This is a genomic window from Salinimicrobium oceani (assembly GCF_012037645.1).
Map to the genome: position 1 here is coordinate 491554 of NZ_JAAVJR010000002.1, position 17246 is coordinate 508799.

The window sequence follows — 17246 nt, forward strand, 5'->3', positions numbered from 1 at the left end:
CAGAATGAAAAGAGTTGTAACGATCCTGATTTTGGTTGTAATCGCAGTAGCTTTTTCCGGCGCACTATATTACCTGTATGCGAAGAATCAAGAGGATCCAACCGTTTATGAAACCGAGAAGCCTTCAGAACAAACCATCGTAAAGAAAACTGTTGCGACAGGGAATATTGTTCCTAAAGAAGAGGTATTAATAAAACCCAATATTTCAGGAATAATTGAAGAGATCTACATCGAGGCGGGTGACCGTATCAAGGCCGGGGATCAAATTGCGAAGATTCGCGTCATTCCTAATGTTTCTTCTTTGCAAAGTGCAAAAGATGCTGTGCAATCTGCAAAGATCAACTTTGATAATGAGCAGAAGAACTACGAGCGTCAAAAAGTGCTTTTTGAGAAGGGAGTAATTTCAGCTAATGAATTTGATAATGCGCAGGTGGCTTTCCGCAGGGCAGAGCAGAATTACAGGTCTGCACAGCAAAACTATGAGATAGTACGCACCGGTACCACCAGCGGACTGGGAAGTGCTGCAAATACCATGATCCGTTCTACTGTAGAGGGAATGGTGCTTGACGTTCCTGTAAAGGTAGGAAACCAGGTGATTGAGAGTAACAACTTCAATGATGGAACGACCATCGCAGTTTTAGCCGATGTTAACGAGATGATCTTTGAAGGGAAAGTTGATGAAAGTGAAGTAGGTAAGATCAAAGAGAACCTGCCTTTGGAGGTGACTGTAGGAGCGATCGAAAATAAGACCTTCAATGCCGTGCTGGATTATATCGCGCCTAAAGGTGTGGAAGAGAATGGAGCGATCCAGTTTGACATAGAGGGACGTCTGGATAAGGCAGATACCACTTTTATTAGAGCAGGTTTAAGTGCCAATGCTTCTATTATTCTGGCAAGGGCCGAGAATGTGCTTGCATTAAGAGAAGCGCTCATTCAATTTGATCCAAAAGATCAAAAGCCTTTCGTGGAGGTAGCCACAGGAGACCAGCAGTTCGAACGTCGGGATGTGGAGCTGGGAGTAAGCGACGGCATTTTTGTAGAGGTGAAGAGTGGGGTTTCGGAAAATGACCAGGTGAAGGTGTGGAACCAGCTCAAACCTGCAGGACCTGCACCACAGGCACAGTAAAAATTACAAAAAGCAGTAACAAAATCAGCATAATCAAGACCTAAATTTTACAACCACAATTATGAGAAGAATCTTATTAACTGCAGTTTTCCTTTCTTTTGGTGTCGTAGTTTCGGCACAAAAGAAAGAATGGACACTACAGGAGTGCATATTATATGCCTTAGAGAATAACATTAGCGTTAAACAATCCCAGCTGGATGTAGAGCTAAGCGACATTCAGGTTTCTGATGCCTTCGGAAATTTTCTGCCTGGAATCAATGCTTCGGCATCAAATTCCTGGAATACGGGGCTTACCCAGAATGTAACCACTGGAATTCTCCAGACGCAAACAACCAGGAACTTTTCTGCCGGGGTGACCGCGGGAGTAACCTTGTTTGACGGATTAAGGAATTTCAAGCAATACCAGTATGCGAAAATTGCAAAGCTGGCGAGCCAATATTCGCTGGAACAGATGAAGGATGACGTGGCCTTATTTGTTGCTAATGCGTACTTGCAGGTACTTTTTAATAAGGAAAACCTGAAGGTGATCGAAGCTCAGCATGAAATCACTCTGGAGCAGCTTGAAAGAGCCGAAGCATTGGTGGAGGCAGGTTCTTTACCAAGGGGAGACCTGCTGGAGATCCAGGCCACTGCTGCAAATGAAGAACAACAGATGATCGTGGCTCAAAACCAGATCGAGATCTCCCTGATCTCCCTTGCCCAGATGCTGCTCATCAAGGATTATGAGAATTTTGATATTGCAGAGCGTGATTATGAGGTCTTTGGTGCCGAAGTTCTTGATGTACCGGTAGCACAGGTGATAGAAGCAGCCGAAGAAGATCGCTATGAGGTCAAGGTAGCTGAAATAAACCGCGACCTTGCCGAGAAGAATCTCGAGATCGCACGTGGTGCTTACTGGCCAACCCTTGGTGCCTTCTTTAATTACAATACCAGGGAATCTGGTGCAGGAAGATTTATTGCTGCAGGTCTTGATCCAGATGAGCCTTTTAGAGAAATTGGTTTTGTGGAATCTACCCAGGAAGTTGTGGTTGCACCAAATATGGCTACCGAAATTGGGAACCCATTACCCTTTTTTGAGCAGCTACAGCTTAACGACGGGATCTCTTATGGGGTACAGCTAAACGTTCCTATCTTTAACGGTTTTGCTACTCGCAACCAGGTAAAAAGAAACCAGGTGGGAGTGCTGCGCAGCGAATACCAGCTGGAGCAGACCAGGCTTGATCTTGAGGCAAATGTCTACCAGGCCCAGAGAGATGCAAGAGGCGCTTTAAAAGCCTATGAAGCTGCCCTGCTTGCAAGGGAAGCACAGGTGCAGGCGTATGAATATGCTACAGAGCGATATAATGTGGGAATGACCAATGCCTTCGATTTTAGTCAATCCAAATTCAACCTGCAGAATGCAGAGATTGAGGTTGTAAGAGCCAAATATGATTACATTTTCAAATTAAAAGTACTGGAATTATATTTTGGAGTTCCAATCACCGATCTTAAATTTTAAGAAATGAAGAAAAAAACTATTTTTATTATAGCCGGAATTGCCATTGTACTTATCGTACTTCTTGTGGTTGGAAAAAAAGCCGGTTGGTTTGGAAAATCAGGTAATTTCAAGGAAGTAGAAATTACAGAAGTAAAAAAGCAGGATGTCATTGAAAAAGTTTCAGCAACTGGAAAGATTCAGCCAGAGGTTGAGGTGAAATTATCTTCAGAAGTTTCAGGAGAGATCATTGAACTCCCTGTTGTTGAAGGGCAGCAGGTGGAAAAAGGAGATCTGCTGGTGAGAGTGAATCCAGAGATATATCTTTCCAACCTGGAACGATCTCGCGCCGGACTTCAAAATGTGAGATCTGGCTTATCACAAGCTGAGGCATCACTTAGAGAAGCCGAATCAAATTATGAACGCAATCGAACTCTTTTTGAGAAAGGAATAATTTCAAAGGCAGAATGGGACAGGATAGTTTCGGCCTATGAAGTTGCAAAAGCGAACAGACAGGCTGCGTTTTACAGTGTGAGAAGTGCCGAGGCCAGTGTGAATGAAGCGCAGGAAAGTCTGGGCCGTACAAATATCTATGCCCCTATGTCGGGGACTATATCTTCCCTTTCGGCAGAGCTTGGGGAGCGGGTAGTAGGTACACAGCAAATGGCAGGTACCGAGATCATGCGTGTAGCCGATCTTTCTGATATGGAAGTGGAAGTAGACGTGAATGAAAATGACATTGTAAAAGTTTCCATAGGAGATTCCACGATTGTAGAGGTTGACGCTTATTTAAAACAGGAATTCAAAGGTCTCGTAACAGAGATCTCAAATTCTGCTAATGCCACTGCCACTGCCGACCAGGTGACCAATTTTAAAGTAAAGGTGAGGATACTTAAGGATTCTTACCAGCATTTACTGGAAGGAAAGCCTGCGAGCTATTCTCCATTTCGTCCTGGCATGACAGCAACTGTAGATATCATTACCAACCGCAAGGATGGCGTTATTGCCATACCAATTAGTGCGGTGGTTGTAAAGACAGATACCGCTGCAAGTACTGCAAAGAAGGCACCAGAAAAGCTGGCTGCAAATCAACTTTTTGAGACAGTATATGTAAAAGAAGGAGATGAAGCAAAGCAGCGAGTGGTAAAAACAGGAATACAGGATGATGCTAATATTGAGATAAAGGAAGGTCTTGAAGAAGGAGAAACTGTAATTACCGGGCCATACAACACCGTTACGAAACTTTTAAAACCTGGAGACAAGGTTGAGGTGAAGAACGAAAAGGAATAATTCTTAACTTGCGCCGGTGATATTATGCATAGAAACAGCTACCACCAATTGTTCGGTAAGCATAGGAAATAAAGGAAAACTGCTGGCTTTAAAAGAAGATTACAGCAGCAGTTATTCTCATGCCGAAAGGCTTCATCTTTTCATCGACGAGATCCTGAAGGAGAACGGGCTTAAACCGCAAGAACTATCGGCTGTTGCGGTTAGTAAAGGCCCGGGTTCCTATACAGGTTTAAGAATAGGAGTTTCTGCAGCAAAAGGTCTTTGTTTCGCGCTAGATCTGCCACTTATTGCTGTGCCTACGCTCAAAACCCTGGCTTTACAGGTGAAGCAGGAAAAAGAAGGCTTCATTATCCCACTTTTGGATGCCCGTCGCATGGAGGTTTATACTACCGGCTTCAATTCAGATTACAGGAGGGTATTTGACACTCGGGCAGAGATCCTTACCGAAAATTCCTTTTCGGAATATCTGGAGAATGCTGCAGTCAGTTTTATTGGCAGTGGCGTTGAGAAATTCAGGAACATCTGTAAGCACGAGAATGCCACTTTTATTGAAGGCAAATTACCTTCGGCTGCACAAATGGTCGCTTTGGCCGAGGAGAAATTTCAGAAAAAGAAATTTGTGGACGTTGCCTATTTCGAACCCTATTATCTAAAGGATTTCGTAGCAAGTTAGCCTCGTTTTAGCGCCTCTCATCTTGAATGCCGGCTCCCTGCTTCCGCAGCAAAAGGTATTGACATCCGCTTCAGAATTCAGGAGCTTATTAAAATGTAAGGAACTTTCTAACTCTTGATCTCTTCCTTAGAGTGGTTGAAAAAATGTACATCTCGTTGAGGAAACGGAATGGAAATTCCTGCGGCTTCCAGGCGTGTTTTGGCCTCTTCAATGGTGTACCAGTGACAATCCCAGAAAACATCGTTCTTAGCCCAGAATCTCACCGAGAGATTCACCGCACTATCGGCCAGCTCTGTTACCACTACAGCCGGGGCAGGATCTTCAAGAATATTTTCCTGTTCCTTAAGCAGACCCATTAGCGTATCTTTGGCCAATTTGATGTTGCTTTCGTATGAAATACCAATGGTAATGGCGTCTCTCCTTTTATCTTCGGCCGAATAGTTTATGATGTTCTCATTAGACAGCTCACCGTTAGGAATAATTGCCAGTTGATTTCCGAAGGTGTTGAGCTTAGTATAGAACATTGAAATGTCCTTCACACTACCCGAAATTCCATTTACCTCTATCCAGTCACCCAGTTTAAATGGCTTTAGCAAAAGGATCAAAACTCCCCCAGCGAAATTCGATAGAGAACCTTGCAACGCCAGACCAATGGCCAGACCTGCTGCCCCTAAAATGGCAATAAAGGAAGTTGTTTCTATACCCAGCATGCCCACAACACTAATAAGAAGGAGTACAACGAGAACTCCGTTTGCGAGGTTTAGAAGAAACTTGATAAGAGCGGGATCGTGATTTCTTTTGTTGAAGAATTTCCTCAGGTAACCAATGATCAGTTTAATGAGCCACCAGCCCACAAGCAGCCAAACAATGGCTCCCAAAAGATCGGGTAGAAAGCCCAGAAATTGCTGTAAATATTCTTCAGAAATGTCTTTAACATTATAGATTTCCTCCATGGAGATAGTAATTTCCCACAAAGGTGAAGGAATAAGCATTTTTATGACGAGTAATAAGTGTTAAAATAAAGTGAAACCCGCAGGTAACTGTCAACTCAAAATAATAAAGCCCTCCTAAGAGAGCTTTATTAACTAATTAAATTGCCTGTTTCAGGCTTCTACTTCAAAAGTGATCTTCACGATCACCCGGTAGTCTGTAATGCTATCTCCTTCCACGTTTGCAGTCTGGTCTTTTACATAGACCGACCGAATATTCTTTACAGATTTAGCCGCTGTTTTCACAGCATTCTTAACGGCTTCTTCCCAGCTCTCTTTAGAATTGGCCATGAGCTCCAAAACTTTCATTACTGCCATAGTTCCTAATTTTTAAATTTGTGTAATTGGTTGATTATCAATTTACAAAATTCTGAAGGCTGCAAAATGTAAGAAACTGTTAAACCTGATCTTTATTCTGAAAACCTAAGCTGAATCTACCAGTGGAAAAACAAAAGAATGAACATAAGGTCTCAAAAATGACAAATGCCAGTAAAGTTTATATGAGGTGACTACAGTAGCGCCGCATTCCCGGTGGTAAAATTCTGAAGCGGCTTTAATCTGAAGAATTTCTTTTCAGGATCTTAACGATCTTGTTGTAGATTATTTCTGAAAGCTGCCAGTGGTATCCGTCAAAATTGGTGGTATTGACAAATTGAATGACAACAGTGTCAATATCGGGATGGTACCTGGCAATGCTCTGATATCCCGGAATCAAGCCGGTATGCTCAAACTTATAGAGGGATCTATAGATATCGAGTTCGTTTTCCTGGAACAGAGAGCCGTCATTCAAAGCGCGCAGAAACTTGCCGACATCTTCGGCAGTTGCTAGCATGGATCCGTAATCTACAGATTTGATGTCTTCCTCCACGCCAACATAGTACCCGCTCATTACATCTTCCATCGCCACATCATGAATAGAGCTGTAGGTGTTCTTCAAACCAAGGGGCGTTAAGATCTCTTCCTCGATATACTGAAATTCGCTATAGCCCAATTCCTGCTCAATGATTTTTTGGATCAAAAGGTAATTTGTGTTAGAATATTCGTAGTCAGATCCCGGTTCAAAATTGGCCGGCATATCTAAAACGCGTTGCAGGGCATCTTCATTATCTTTTGGAAGATCTGTCCAGAAATTCGGAGTGTTAGTAAAGTTCGGGATCCCGCTTTGATGCTGCACCAGCATTCTTAAGGTGATTTCTTCAGCATTTGCGATCCTGCCAACAAGGAGAGGAAAATATTCAGCAAGGTTTTTATCCAGCGACAGGCGTTGATCATTAACCAGTTTTGCAATGGCAACTGCATCGTAAAGCTTGCCAATACTGGCAATTTTGAACAGAGAGTGCGGACTCGCCGGAATACTGTCCTCCTTGTTTTTTAATCCTGCAGCGTAATATTCGGGGGCCTTTCCCTGCTTTTCCACATAAACGATCATCCCGTCAAACCCAAGAGCAATCCCTTTATTCATTTGTTCCTGTACAGTATCGGGGAGAGGTGAGATCCAGGCCCAAAGCAGGACCCAGGGCACAAAAAACAGCGAAATTAATGTTGCAACAGGCAGTACAATGCGAAGGATCTGTTTAAAACGTCTTTTTGACATGCTCTTAAGGATGAGGCCAGGGAAACCTGACGGCAAACATTAAGATTACCTGGGCTGAGGTTCCACCGGGAATTTTCGGCAAATACAAGTTAAAGGTAAGTAAAAATGCCATTTTTGAGACCCAAGCAGGTGATCCCTTAAAAAGTAATCTTATCACATTTTTCTGTTGAGATTTGTTCTGCAGGGAAGAAATAAACGCAGGTTAAAACTACCAGGGGAACCAGCCATAAACCTATTAACGAAAAATAATCGGAAAGTAACTGTCCGTTTTTTACCAGCAGGAGGCCATCGCCAAGCGGACCTCGGGAGAAAATAGTGTTCAGTGTGAAATTCCAACCTAGATGCAGGCCAATGGGCAAGGCAATGGAGCCGGTCCTGGAGAAAGCATGGGCTAAAGCGTATCCCATAAGTCCGGTACCAATAAAGATGACCAACATGGGCACGAGATTTCCGAAAATTCCGAAGGAAAACCAGTGATAGATCCCAAAAGCAATAGCCGAGATTAATATTCCTTTTCTGTTTCCCAGACGCCTTAAAAGAATATACAATATTGCACCACGAAAAATGAGTTCCTCAAAAAGTACTGATTTCAGATCCCAGTAAAACATGCTAAAGATGTAGGCCGGAGTCGCGTGCGGATTGAAAACCCAGTTGGAGGCGGAGATAAATTTTTCCAGAACCTGCAATGCCAAACACAGTAGCGCAGCGAGAAAAAAGCCAGACAGGAGCTGTGCTGCTCTTTTTCCAACGGGAAAGAGGCCCAGTGCCAAGAGGCTTTTCTTTTCAACGCCCCAAAGGAGCAGCCACGAAATGAGAAGTTCTGCAATTATTCCTGCCATTCAAGATTAATTTTTTGCAGATTCACCAGGTTTAGCTCCTGCTGCGGAAAATTTTTATGGTATGGAGGTACCTCGATTATATGATCAATTCTCATCTCGCTCATATCTGGATTGAAAGCAATCATAGCAGTCACCGGTGAGAAACAGCTCGCCAGGAGAAACTGAGAACATTTCCCGCATGCCGTTTTCGTAAATGATCATCTCTCTCGAATCGCCATAGATGAGGCTTTCCCTTATTTCAAGGGTGTAATTCCGTGTAGATTCCAGCCTTCCGTTGACATAACGTTTAATGGAACTGCTGTTAATTTCAAGGATGACTGTTTCTTCGGAAGTTTTTGGTGTTTGAGTGGTGCCGGCGATACCACCTGAAGATTCGGTCCAGAACCACCTGCCCATCAGTTGTTCTGCCGGAATACTGCTGTTAGAAGCTAAGCAGCCTATGAGGAGATTCAGGAGCAGAATATAGCATGCTGTTCTTTTCACGGTTTTGATTTGATGCTGAGGCATTATGCTTGTGCGGAAGCTTTTTCAAGTTCCCCAGAGAACAATGTTTTTTAAAGATACTGAAAAATGCCATTTTTGAAAGGTATTTCTGAAGGGACAGAAGCTACGGCTACAGCCAGAATTACCAAATTGGGAATAGTTGCTGCTTTGGCATCTCTCCAGTTGCGTGTAACAAGGACTTGTGAAACTGTAACCGCTACAAATGCAAGCAGCCAGCTGAACTTATAGGCGGACCACCAGGAAATGCCGTAGGTCAAAAAAATAGATCCCGTTACCAGCCATAAAAGGCCTACGGATTTGGAAATTGGGAGACAGAGCACTTTTTTTTCTGCTAATCCAAAACCTTTGAAAAATCCTAAAAAATGGATTAGCCCATGTAGCACGACCAATATTAAAAAAGCTATTCTCATCTGTTGCATTTATCTTTAATTCAGAAAGGATTTTCCAGATAAATGTATAAAACCGCCGATTCCCGAAACATGCAATTCGTCATGTTCCGGAAATTTTAGCTGTATTCTGAAAATATTTTATGCCTCGGAAGGGGATTCCTTTAGTTCTTTTTTTTCATTATTAATCCCGAATTTCTTCAAAATGTCTTCCATCAAACACCATTTCGTAAGAGATGACTGTAGCAGGTTCACACCAACAAAAGCTGTAAACCAAAGCCAGTTGATATTTACATAAACTGCCAGCAGCAGACTAATAAGAATAAATGCTCCGGCGATGCCGCGTATAACTCGATTTAGCATGACTTTGTTATTTGTTATTGGTTAATTGATTATTGTTCATTGTCAAATAGATTGTTCTATGGGGACCACTACCGCCCTTATAGGATTGTTGGTCTCCAGTTTATTATTGAATTCGCGCACAGTGCTGAAGAAACTGCTGATCTTGTCTTCATCTGTGAACGAGAAGAACATGGAGGATTCGTTACCTCCTTTTTCCCCGGGAAACCAACTTTGCGTGGCAACCAGGTTATTTCCGTTCATATAGCCATCGATCTCCGAGGAGCTGAAGGCTTCAATATTTGCTTTTTTGAACAGCTTTAGTACGTCTTTTTGGAAGGCTACTACGCTGGTAACTATTAGTAATTTCATCTTGTCTACGATTATTGTTTAGTGCTATTATCATGTTTGTTCATTTTTTTGCTTGTCCAAAAAAACGAACCAAAAAAAGGACACTTTTTTGATAGGTGTTTCCAATTTTGCTCCCGCAAATTGGAACCGTGCTCCCCCGGCTAAATTTTCTCCAAGGCTTCAAAAATTTTTAACGCCGGGGGAGCACTACACTTACAAAAAAGAAACTCCACCACATGTTTAGTACCTCATATTGTTCTTTCATTGTTGCCGCCACTTTCCGCCTCCCTGTAGGGCTGGGGCAAAGCGGAAAGTTCAACTCACAACTTGCAACCCGCAACTTCCGTTTTAACCCCCGTCCCCCTGAAGGGGGAGAAGGGGCATTTATTGTTCAAAATTTAGTTCGTTCCCGAAACCACTTCGACCGTCGCCCCCTGAGGTCGCTGGCTCAGTGTGACATTCGGGTCAGGACGCGCAACTCGCAACTCGCAACTGGTAACCGGCAACCCGCCCTCCTTCACTAAAGCTTCGGCGGACAAGCAACCCGCAACCCGCAACAGGCAACAGGCAACAGGCAACCCGCAACCCGCAACAGGCAACAGGCAACTATTCCACTTCAACCGGTTCTTTTTCTTCCACAACCTCCGGTTTCTCCTCCCTGTCCTCATACTTCTTTCTTTCTATCATGTAGTACACCAATGGCACTACCAGGAGGGTAAGGAAGGTGGAAACTATCGTTCCTCCCATCAGCGAGATAGCAAGTCCCTGGAAAATTGGGTCGAACAGGATCACGAAGCCTCCGATCACTACCGTACCGGCAGTTAACAGGATAGGAGTGGTCCTTACGGCCCCGGCTTCGATCACCGCCTGTTTCAACGGAATACCGTCTTCAAGTCTCAGGTTTACGAAGTCAATGAGCAGCACCGAATTCCGCACCATGATTCCGGCCAGCGCGATCATACCAATAAAGGAGGTGGCGGTAAAGAAGGCGCCCATGATCCAGTGGCCCAGTACGATTCCTATCAGCGATAGCGGAATGGCTACCATCATCACGATTGGAGCTTTAAAGTTCTGGAACCATCCCACGATAAGGATGTAAATGATCACGATGACTCCCAAAAATGCGATCCCAAGGTCACGGAATACTTCCAGGGTGATCTGCCATTCTCCATCCCATTTCACGGTATAGTCATCTTCATACTGCGGCTGACCCATATAAAGGTCACTGATCTCATAACCGGCAGGCATGTCGATCTCCTTCAGTTTTTCTTCCATTCCCAGGATAGCATATACCGGACTCTCCAGTTCTCCCGCCATATCGGCCAATACATATACCACGCGCTTCTGATTCTTGCGATAGATGCTCTTGTCCCTTATCACCTCGTTTGGCGTTACCAGATCGGCAATAGGGATCATTTGTCCCTGCTGGGAAGCGATATTAATCTGCATAATATCCTGAACAGAGGATTTTTCCTCTTCATCTAAAGTCAGCACGATTCCAACTCGTTGGGTAGCTTCTTCATCATAGAGCTGCGTAATGGCTCTTTCTCCCATCGCACTGTTCAGGGTATAAACGATCTGTTGGGGAGCTATGCCATTAAGCATCGCCTTTTCCTTATCGATCTCGAACTCGTACTCTTTTTGATCGGCTTCCACCATCCAGTCTATATCCACCACATCTTCGGTGTTGTGAAGGATAGTCTGGATACTGTCAGCAAGTGCGATCTGCGTTTCATAATCGGGTCCGTAGACTTCTGCGACTATGGTAGATAACACCGGAGGTCCCGGCGGAACTTCCACCAGCTTAATGTTGGCACCGTATTTATCTCCTATCGCCTGAATATCCGGGCGCAGCAGTTTCGCGATGTCATGACTCTGCAGGCTTCGGTCTCCTTTAGGAAGCAGGTTCACCTGAATGTCGGCAGTGTTGCTTGCGCCTCTCAGGTCGTAGTGACGTACGAGGCCGTTGAAGGTGATAGGAGCAGAGGTTCCAATGTAAGTCTGGTAATTCACTACCTGTTCGCTTCCGCTTAGGTATTGACCTATCTCTTTGGTCACTACGGCTGTTCTCTCTAAAGTTGTTCCTTCAGGCATGTCAATCACCACCTGGAATTCGTTCTTATTATCAAAAGGCAACATTTTTACGGCTACATCTTCCGTAAAGAACAAGGCTACAGAACCCAGGAGAAGTATGGCGGTAAGGCCAAGGAATCCCCAACGGATCTTCGAATTGTCAATAAGCGGCTCTTCAAAGCGTTTATAAACGCGGTAGATCATGGAATCTTCAATTCCTTTTTCAGCCTCTTTTACCGGCTTTCCTTTCTTCTCCTTTTCCCGTAAAAAGATGAATCCGAGGTATGGAGTAATGGTCAGTGCTACGAACAGGGACAGGATCATCGCTATAGAAGCTCCAATAGGCATCGGGCTCATATAAGGTCCCATCAATCCGCTTACGAAAGCCATCGGCAGTACAGATGCAATTACCGTAAAAGTTGCAAGGATAGTTGGGTTTCCTACCTCGTTGATGGCATATAGTGCAGCCTGTTTGAATGGCAGGCGCTTCATCTTAAAGTGCCGGTGCATGTTCTCGGCGATAATGATCGAGTCATCCACCACGATACCGGTTACGAAAACCAGGGCAAATAAGGTGATCCTGTTCAGGGTGTAATCCAGCATATAATAGCTCAACAGGGTAAGGGCAAAGGTAATAGGTACCGAAAGGAATACTACCAGTCCGCCTCGCCAGCCCATGGCCAGCATCACAACAAGCGTTACTGCTATGATCGCACCAATAAGGTGTAACAATAATTCGCCTACTTTGTGCGAAGCAGTTTCCCCGTAGTTACGGGTCACTTCCAAATGCACATCTTCAGGAATTAGGTTTGTTTGCAGGTGTTCAACTTTTTCAAGGATCACATCGGCGATCTTCATCGCATCGGCTCCCTTGCGTTTTGCTACAGATAAGGTTACCGCAGGATATTCCCCGGGATATTCCGAAGCACCTATTGCCTGCCCATATCCAAAATTCACATAGGATTTAGAAATTTCAGGCCCGTCCTGTACCGTTGCAATTTGATTCAGGTACACCGGTTGCCCGTTATTCACTCCCACGATGAGGTTCTCCACATCCTGAGGGGATTCCAAAAAGCTTCCGGAGCTAACCAGAACTTCGCTGTCGTTGCGATCAAAACTTCCGGAGGAAAGCTGCTGATTCGATGCCTTTATCTTTTCAGAAACACCTAGCATATCCACTCCGCTGGCAGCCATCCTGTCCTTGTCGAGCACCACGCGCAGCTGCCTGTCACGGCCACCAATGGTGTTCACAATAGAAACATCCTCAACCTTTTCGATCTCGTGGCGCAGCTCGTTGGCCATTTGCCGCAGCTGGTAATCATCATAATTTTCGCTCCACAGGGTGAGCCCCAGCACCGGAACATCGTCAATAGCCCGCGTCTTCACCAGCGGCTGAGTAACATTTGGCGGGAACTGGTCCATGTTCTTCATGAGCTCGTTGTAGAGCTTCACATACGAACGTTCAATATCCTCGCCCACGTAGAACTGCACGATCAACATCCCCTGTTCCTCCATGGAGGTAGAGTAGACATACTCCACACCCGGAATGTTGGAAACCATCTTTTCAAGGGGTTTTATGATGCGCTGTTCCACCTCGGTAGGGCTGGCACCCGGATAGCCTACAAAAATGTCGGCCATGGGCACGTCGATCTGCGGCTCTTCCTCGCGGGGAATTAAAAACGACGCGTATACCCCCACGATCATGAACACGATCATGAGCAACACCGTCAATTTCGAATTTATAAAGCCTTTGGCAATCTTGCCTGCTAATCCTTCTTTCATATTTTTAATAGTTGTTTGGGTTAGTCCACCATAGCTTTTGCGAAGGTGGGCGTGACCCTACGGGTCGGGCTTTCGGCGCTACACGGTAGCTGCCTCTATCCCTCACGCGGGTTTTACTCCTTTACACTAACTTTTGCTCCGTTGAACAATTTTCCGTCTGCCGAAACTATATAGGCCTCATCAGGGTTGAGTCCGCTAAGGACTTCTACACGGTTTCCGTAAGTCCTTCCCAGTCTCAGCCATCTCAGCATCGCGGTATTCTGCTGACTCACGGTATAAACTCCTTTTAAATCTCCGCGGGTAACGATAGCCTCTGTGGGGATCATTACCGCTTCGGCAGTGTTTTCCTGCTTCTCTACCGGAAACCTCACCGTGGCATACATGCCCGATTTCAAATCGGCTTCGGTATCTTCAAGAGCCACTTTTACCAAATATTGTCCGCCGGTGTTACTGGCCGAAGTACTTACTTCGGCAACGGTTCCCGGAACGGTCTCATCAACAGATTTTACGATCACATCGACATTAGTTCCGGTTTCAATCTTGGAAATACTTGATTCCGGAACTCTCGCAGTCACCTCAAAATTCCCCGGTGCCTCAACGGCTAAAAGCGGCTGACCCGGATTGGCCATGGTACCTTCCTCGGCAAATTTGTTGGTGATCACTCCGCTAAAGGGAGCACGTATGTTTACATAAGCGAACTGGGAGTTCACTTCATTTCTCATTTGTCTGGCAGCTTCCAGTCTGGCCTGGGCCATTTCGAAACGCGCGGTCTGGTCGTCCATCTCTTTCTGGGAAGCCGACTGCTCTTCGAAAAGTGCTTTGAAACGTTCGTAATCTTTCTGGGCGTTGTTAAAAGCGGCTTCAGCTTCGGTGATTCCCGCGTTTACCTGGGCGCGTTTTGCCTGTAGGTCGCTGTTATTGATGGAAACCAATAACTGACCTTTGCTCACTTTGTCTCCCACGTTCACGTGGATATCATCTACAAAGCCCATCATGCGGGTGCTGAGGGTGGCGCTGTTCACCGCTTCGATCTGTCCGCTGGCAGTGAGAAAACGGTCTCCCGCCCCCGATGGTGTTTCCACCTGCACGGGCACTACCGGCCCGTAATTCGCAGCCTGTTTTTTATCATCGCTGCCACAGCTCGTAGCGAATAATCCCAGGGAAGCTAATGCTATTGTGTATATCGTTTTTTTCATCTCTATTGGTTCAAGGTTTAAAGTTTAATGTTCAAAGTTTTTTTAATTCAAAATTCAAGGTTCAGGATTTAGAATTCTTCTTCGCTGTCACCTCGAGCCCTTCGGCTGTCGCTCAGGACAGGCTCGTCGAGAGGTCTTTGTACTCTTCACTCCCTTTTTCCCCCCGCCCCCTAAAGGGGGAGAAGGGCATTTGGGGTTCACATTTAAATTCGATTTCAGCAGCGCTTCGACCCTCCTCCCGCTGTTGCGGTCGGGCTCAGCGTGACATTCGTTATAACTGGAATTTGGAATTTGGTGCTTGGAATTTTTCCTGTCCTCTCTCCACTTTCCACTATTCTGTACTTTCCGTTAAAAACTCCAGGTACGCCACTGCATAATTATATTCATACACTGTCTGGTAATACTCCAGTCGTTTTTCAGAAAATTGTGTTTCGGCGCCTAAGAGATCTGTTGTTTTTTCGAGGCCCTGTTCATATCGGTTGCTCCGAATTCGCAGGGCTTCTTTGGATTGTTCCAGGGCCAGTTGGGTGAGCTGCAGTTTGTTCTCTGCATCCTGTAAAGCACGGGTGGCGCGGTTCAATTCCATCTGACTCTGTTGTACGTGTTGTTCCAGTTCCAGCTGAGCCTGTTTATATTCAGCTCTTGACTGTTGGGTTTCTCCAATACGTTTGCTTCCGTCAAATATGTTCCAGGACAAGGCGACTCCGGCCATGTATCCGTTGGCATCTCCCTGGAAGAGCTCGTCGTCATAGAGCTCATAGCTTCCAAAGGCATTAAGGCGTGGCAAAAATGTCATTTTTGAGGCTGTATACATTTTCTTGCGCGCCTCGGTTGCCAGTTCCATGGCTTGGATGTCGGCACGGTCTTCGGGAAGTTCAGAAGTCGTTACAGGGTTCATTTCCACTGTTAAGGAATCCTTTGGAACCAGCACCACGTCAATGGAATCGCCCATAAGGAACATGAGGTAATCACTCGCATTCTTCACGTTGCTCCTGGCGTACTGCAGCTGATTGTTCACCTCGGTCACTCGGACTTCCACCGCCAGCACATCCGAGCGCTGCAGGTATCCCTGCTTAAAATTGTTTTCGGCCAGTCTCAGGTTGGCCTGCGCTGTTTCCAGTGCCTGCTCCAGTACGGTCACCGCTTTATGGGCAAGCTGCAACTGCATATAGGCTTTCTCGGTTTCAAGTTTCATGGCGTCCCCGGTGCGTAGGCGCTGCAGCTCTGTAGCTTCCATCTTGTTCTTCGCAGCGCCACGCTGCCAGAAGCCGTCAAGATTGATAAGCGGTTGCTGCACTTCCACTTTGGTAGCGAAATTGTCGATACGGTCGGGGTCATTGAGCCGTGCCGGATCAAAATCGGCCTGGGTAACTCTCTCCTGGTTCAGTCTGGAACCAAAGGCCATGAGGGGGTTATTGGTGGTCATCCCGGTGTGGGAGACACTTATGTTGGGTAAAAAGACCGCGTTAGACTGCCGGTACTGTGCACGGGCTGCCAGGAACTCCTGTTGGGAGATCTTTAGCTGACTGTTATTCTCTTGTACCCGTTCCTGGACTTCTTTTTTCCCAATGGTAACTGTCTCCTGTGCCTGTAAAAGCAAGCCGAAAAACAATACGGGAATAAAGAATAAGGTTCTTGTTCTCTTCATCTATTTAATATTTGATGAAGCAAAAATACCTTTAGAGAAGGCGGTGGTCAGTAACTTTTGTTACCTACAAGTGTAGCATTTGTAACAGAAGTAAAATGATGGCACCTATTTACTGGAAACCGGAAGAAGGCGTGATCTGCGTGAAATCTTTTAATTAGTACCGTTAAATAATCAGTGGGAAGAATTTCTTTGCGGCCTTTGCGGATAAACTTTGCGGGCTTTGCGAGAAACCTGAAAGGAAATTCCAAATTACAAGCGCCAAATTCCAAATTGGAATCCAATTGCTTCGTGCTCTTATTTTTTAGCTTTGTGACCTTTGTGAGAGCTTCCATTAGAGATTTCTCGTCGCCTCTTCTTTTTCTCAAAAGAAAAGGCTCTGTCGAAATGACAAATGATTTGCGGCCTTTGCGGCCTTTGTGAGAAACCTGAAAGGAAATTCCAAATTATAAGCACCAAATTTTAATTGGAACACAATTTCTTCGTGCTCTTATTTTTTGGCTTTGTGAACTTTGTGAGAGCTTCCATTACAGATCATGAGATTTCTCGTCGCCTCTTCTTTTTCTCAAAAGAAAAGGCTCTGTCGAAATGACAAATGATTCGCGGGCTTTGCGGTTGAGCTTTGCGGCCTTTGCGAGAAACCTGAAAGGAAATTCCAAATTAAAAGCTCCAAATTCCAATTGGAACACCATTTCTTCGTGCTCTTATTTTTTGGCTTTATGCCTTTGTGAGAGCTTCCATTAGAGATTTCTCATCGCCTCTTCTTTTTCTCAAAAGAAAAGGCTCTGTCGAAATGACAAACGATTTGCGGCCTTTGCAGGCAAACTTTGCGGGCTTTGCGGGAAATCTGAAAGGAAATGAACTTCCCTGATTAGTGTTGACCGGTTTTACATATTAATTTTCATTATCAAAAATAGTAATTACTGGTCTTTCTTCTGGTCTGAGGGTTGACCAATAACTAATGAATTCTTCAGGATTCTTTTTC

The 17246-nt window shown here is 45.1% G+C and carries 16 protein-coding genes; 4 read left to right on the top strand and 12 right to left on the bottom strand.

The window, feature by feature from the left end; all coding sequences use genetic code 11:
• Positions 1–4 precede the first annotated feature (4 nt).
• From HC175_RS05770 to tsaB, 4 genes are all read left to right on the top strand, one after another.
• Complete coding sequence (locus HC175_RS05770) at positions 5–1126, top strand: efflux RND transporter periplasmic adaptor subunit (protein ID WP_168137517.1); 1122 nt, start codon at positions 5–7, stop codon at positions 1124–1126.
• 61 nt (positions 1127–1187) lie between these two features.
• On the top strand, positions 1188–2624 hold the full coding sequence (locus tag HC175_RS05775; RefSeq protein ID WP_168137518.1) for a TolC family protein: 1437 nt from the start codon (positions 1188–1190) through the stop codon (positions 2622–2624).
• Positions 2625–2627: 3 nt separating this feature from the next.
• Entirely contained in the window at positions 2628–3890 is a 1263-nt protein-coding gene (locus HC175_RS05780; protein ID WP_168137519.1) for an efflux RND transporter periplasmic adaptor subunit, read from the top strand.
• 16 nt (positions 3891–3906) lie between these two features.
• Positions 3907–4563 (top strand): tRNA (adenosine(37)-N6)-threonylcarbamoyltransferase complex dimerization subunit type 1 TsaB, encoded by a 657-nt coding sequence (tsaB, locus tag HC175_RS05785; RefSeq protein ID WP_317172097.1) that lies wholly within the window; start codon positions 3907–3909, stop codon positions 4561–4563.
• A 107-nt stretch (positions 4564–4670) separates the two neighbouring features.
• On the opposite strand, the gene HC175_RS05790 is transcribed toward tsaB, so the two are convergent.
• From HC175_RS05790 to HC175_RS23840, 12 genes are all read right to left on the bottom strand, one after another.
• Complete coding sequence (locus HC175_RS05790; protein ID WP_168137520.1) at positions 4671–5516, bottom strand: mechanosensitive ion channel family protein; 846 nt, start codon at positions 5514–5516, stop codon at positions 4671–4673.
• Between the two features lie 150 nt (positions 5517–5666).
• A complete protein-coding gene (locus HC175_RS05795; protein WP_168137521.1) occupies positions 5667–5870 on the bottom strand; it encodes a dodecin family protein in 204 nt (67 codons plus the stop codon).
• Between the two features lie 235 nt (positions 5871–6105).
• A complete protein-coding gene (locus HC175_RS05800; RefSeq protein WP_168137522.1) occupies positions 6106–7146 on the bottom strand; it encodes a serine hydrolase domain-containing protein in 1041 nt (346 codons plus the stop codon).
• A 137-nt stretch (positions 7147–7283) separates the two neighbouring features.
• Entirely contained in the window at positions 7284–7985 is a 702-nt protein-coding gene (locus HC175_RS05805) for a CPBP family intramembrane glutamic endopeptidase (protein WP_168137523.1), read from the bottom strand.
• A gap of 84 nt (positions 7986–8069) precedes the next feature.
• Positions 8070–8468, bottom strand: coding sequence for a hypothetical protein (locus tag HC175_RS05810; protein WP_168137524.1), 399 nt, complete (start codon positions 8466–8468; stop codon positions 8070–8072).
• Positions 8469–8539: 71 nt separating this feature from the next.
• The gene (locus HC175_RS05815) at positions 8540–8809 is read right to left on the bottom strand and encodes a hypothetical protein (RefSeq protein ID WP_209309928.1); all 270 of its coding nucleotides are present in this window, start codon (positions 8807–8809) and stop codon (positions 8540–8542) included.
• Between the two features lie 207 nt (positions 8810–9016).
• Positions 9017–9238, bottom strand: coding sequence for a YgaP family membrane protein (locus tag HC175_RS05820; protein ID WP_168137526.1), 222 nt, complete (start codon positions 9236–9238; stop codon positions 9017–9019).
• 42 nt (positions 9239–9280) lie between these two features.
• Entirely contained in the window at positions 9281–9586 is a 306-nt protein-coding gene (locus tag HC175_RS05825; protein WP_168137527.1) for a hypothetical protein, read from the bottom strand.
• A gap of 585 nt (positions 9587–10171) precedes the next feature.
• Positions 10172–13420 (bottom strand): efflux RND transporter permease subunit, encoded by a 3249-nt coding sequence (locus HC175_RS05830; protein ID WP_168137528.1) that lies wholly within the window; start codon positions 13418–13420, stop codon positions 10172–10174.
• Positions 13421–13533: 113 nt separating this feature from the next.
• Positions 13534–14616 (bottom strand): efflux RND transporter periplasmic adaptor subunit, encoded by a 1083-nt coding sequence (locus tag HC175_RS05835; RefSeq protein ID WP_168137529.1) that lies wholly within the window; start codon positions 14614–14616, stop codon positions 13534–13536.
• Positions 14617–14947: 331 nt separating this feature from the next.
• A complete protein-coding gene (locus HC175_RS05840; protein WP_168137530.1) occupies positions 14948–16264 on the bottom strand; it encodes a TolC family protein in 1317 nt (438 codons plus the stop codon).
• A gap of 524 nt (positions 16265–16788) precedes the next feature.
• Positions 16789–16953, bottom strand: a complete 165-nt coding sequence (locus HC175_RS23840; protein ID WP_209309929.1) for a hypothetical protein — start codon at positions 16951–16953, stop codon at positions 16789–16791.
• Positions 16954–17246: the final 293 nt, after the last annotated feature.

Excerpts from the sequence above, each read along its gene's own strand:
- HC175_RS05830 (WP_168137528.1), bottom strand. The coding sequence starts at position 13,420 with ATGAAAGAAGGATTAGCAGGCAAGATTGCCAAAGGCTTTATAAATTCG.
- HC175_RS05805 (WP_168137523.1), bottom strand. The coding sequence starts at position 7,985 with ATGGCAGGAATAATTGCAGAACTTCTCATTTCGTGGCTGCTCCTTTGG.
- HC175_RS05795 (WP_168137521.1), bottom strand. The coding sequence starts at position 5,870 with ATGGCAGTAATGAAAGTTTTGGAGCTCATGGCCAATTCTAAAGAGAGC.
- HC175_RS05770 (WP_168137517.1), top strand. The coding sequence starts at position 5 with ATGAAAAGAGTTGTAACGATCCTGATTTTGGTTGTAATCGCAGTAGCT.
- HC175_RS05835 (WP_168137529.1), bottom strand. The coding sequence starts at position 14,616 with ATGAAAAAAACGATATACACAATAGCATTAGCTTCCCTGGGATTATTC.
- HC175_RS05825 (WP_168137527.1), bottom strand. The coding sequence starts at position 9,586 with ATGAAATTACTAATAGTTACCAGCGTAGTAGCCTTCCAAAAAGACGTA.
- HC175_RS05820 (WP_168137526.1), bottom strand. The coding sequence starts at position 9,238 with ATGCTAAATCGAGTTATACGCGGCATCGCCGGAGCATTTATTCTTATT.
- HC175_RS23840 (WP_209309929.1), bottom strand. The coding sequence starts at position 16,953 with ATGGTGTTCCAATTGGAATTTGGAGCTTTTAATTTGGAATTTCCTTTC.
- HC175_RS05780 (WP_168137519.1), top strand. The coding sequence starts at position 2,628 with ATGAAGAAAAAAACTATTTTTATTATAGCCGGAATTGCCATTGTACTT.
- HC175_RS05775 (WP_168137518.1), top strand. The coding sequence starts at position 1,188 with ATGAGAAGAATCTTATTAACTGCAGTTTTCCTTTCTTTTGGTGTCGTA.
- HC175_RS05800 (WP_168137522.1), bottom strand. The coding sequence starts at position 7,146 with ATGTCAAAAAGACGTTTTAAACAGATCCTTCGCATTGTACTGCCTGTT.
- HC175_RS05840 (WP_168137530.1), bottom strand. The coding sequence starts at position 16,264 with ATGAAGAGAACAAGAACCTTATTCTTTATTCCCGTATTGTTTTTCGGC.
- HC175_RS05790 (WP_168137520.1), bottom strand. The coding sequence starts at position 5,516 with ATGGAGGAAATCTATAATGTTAAAGACATTTCTGAAGAATATTTACAG.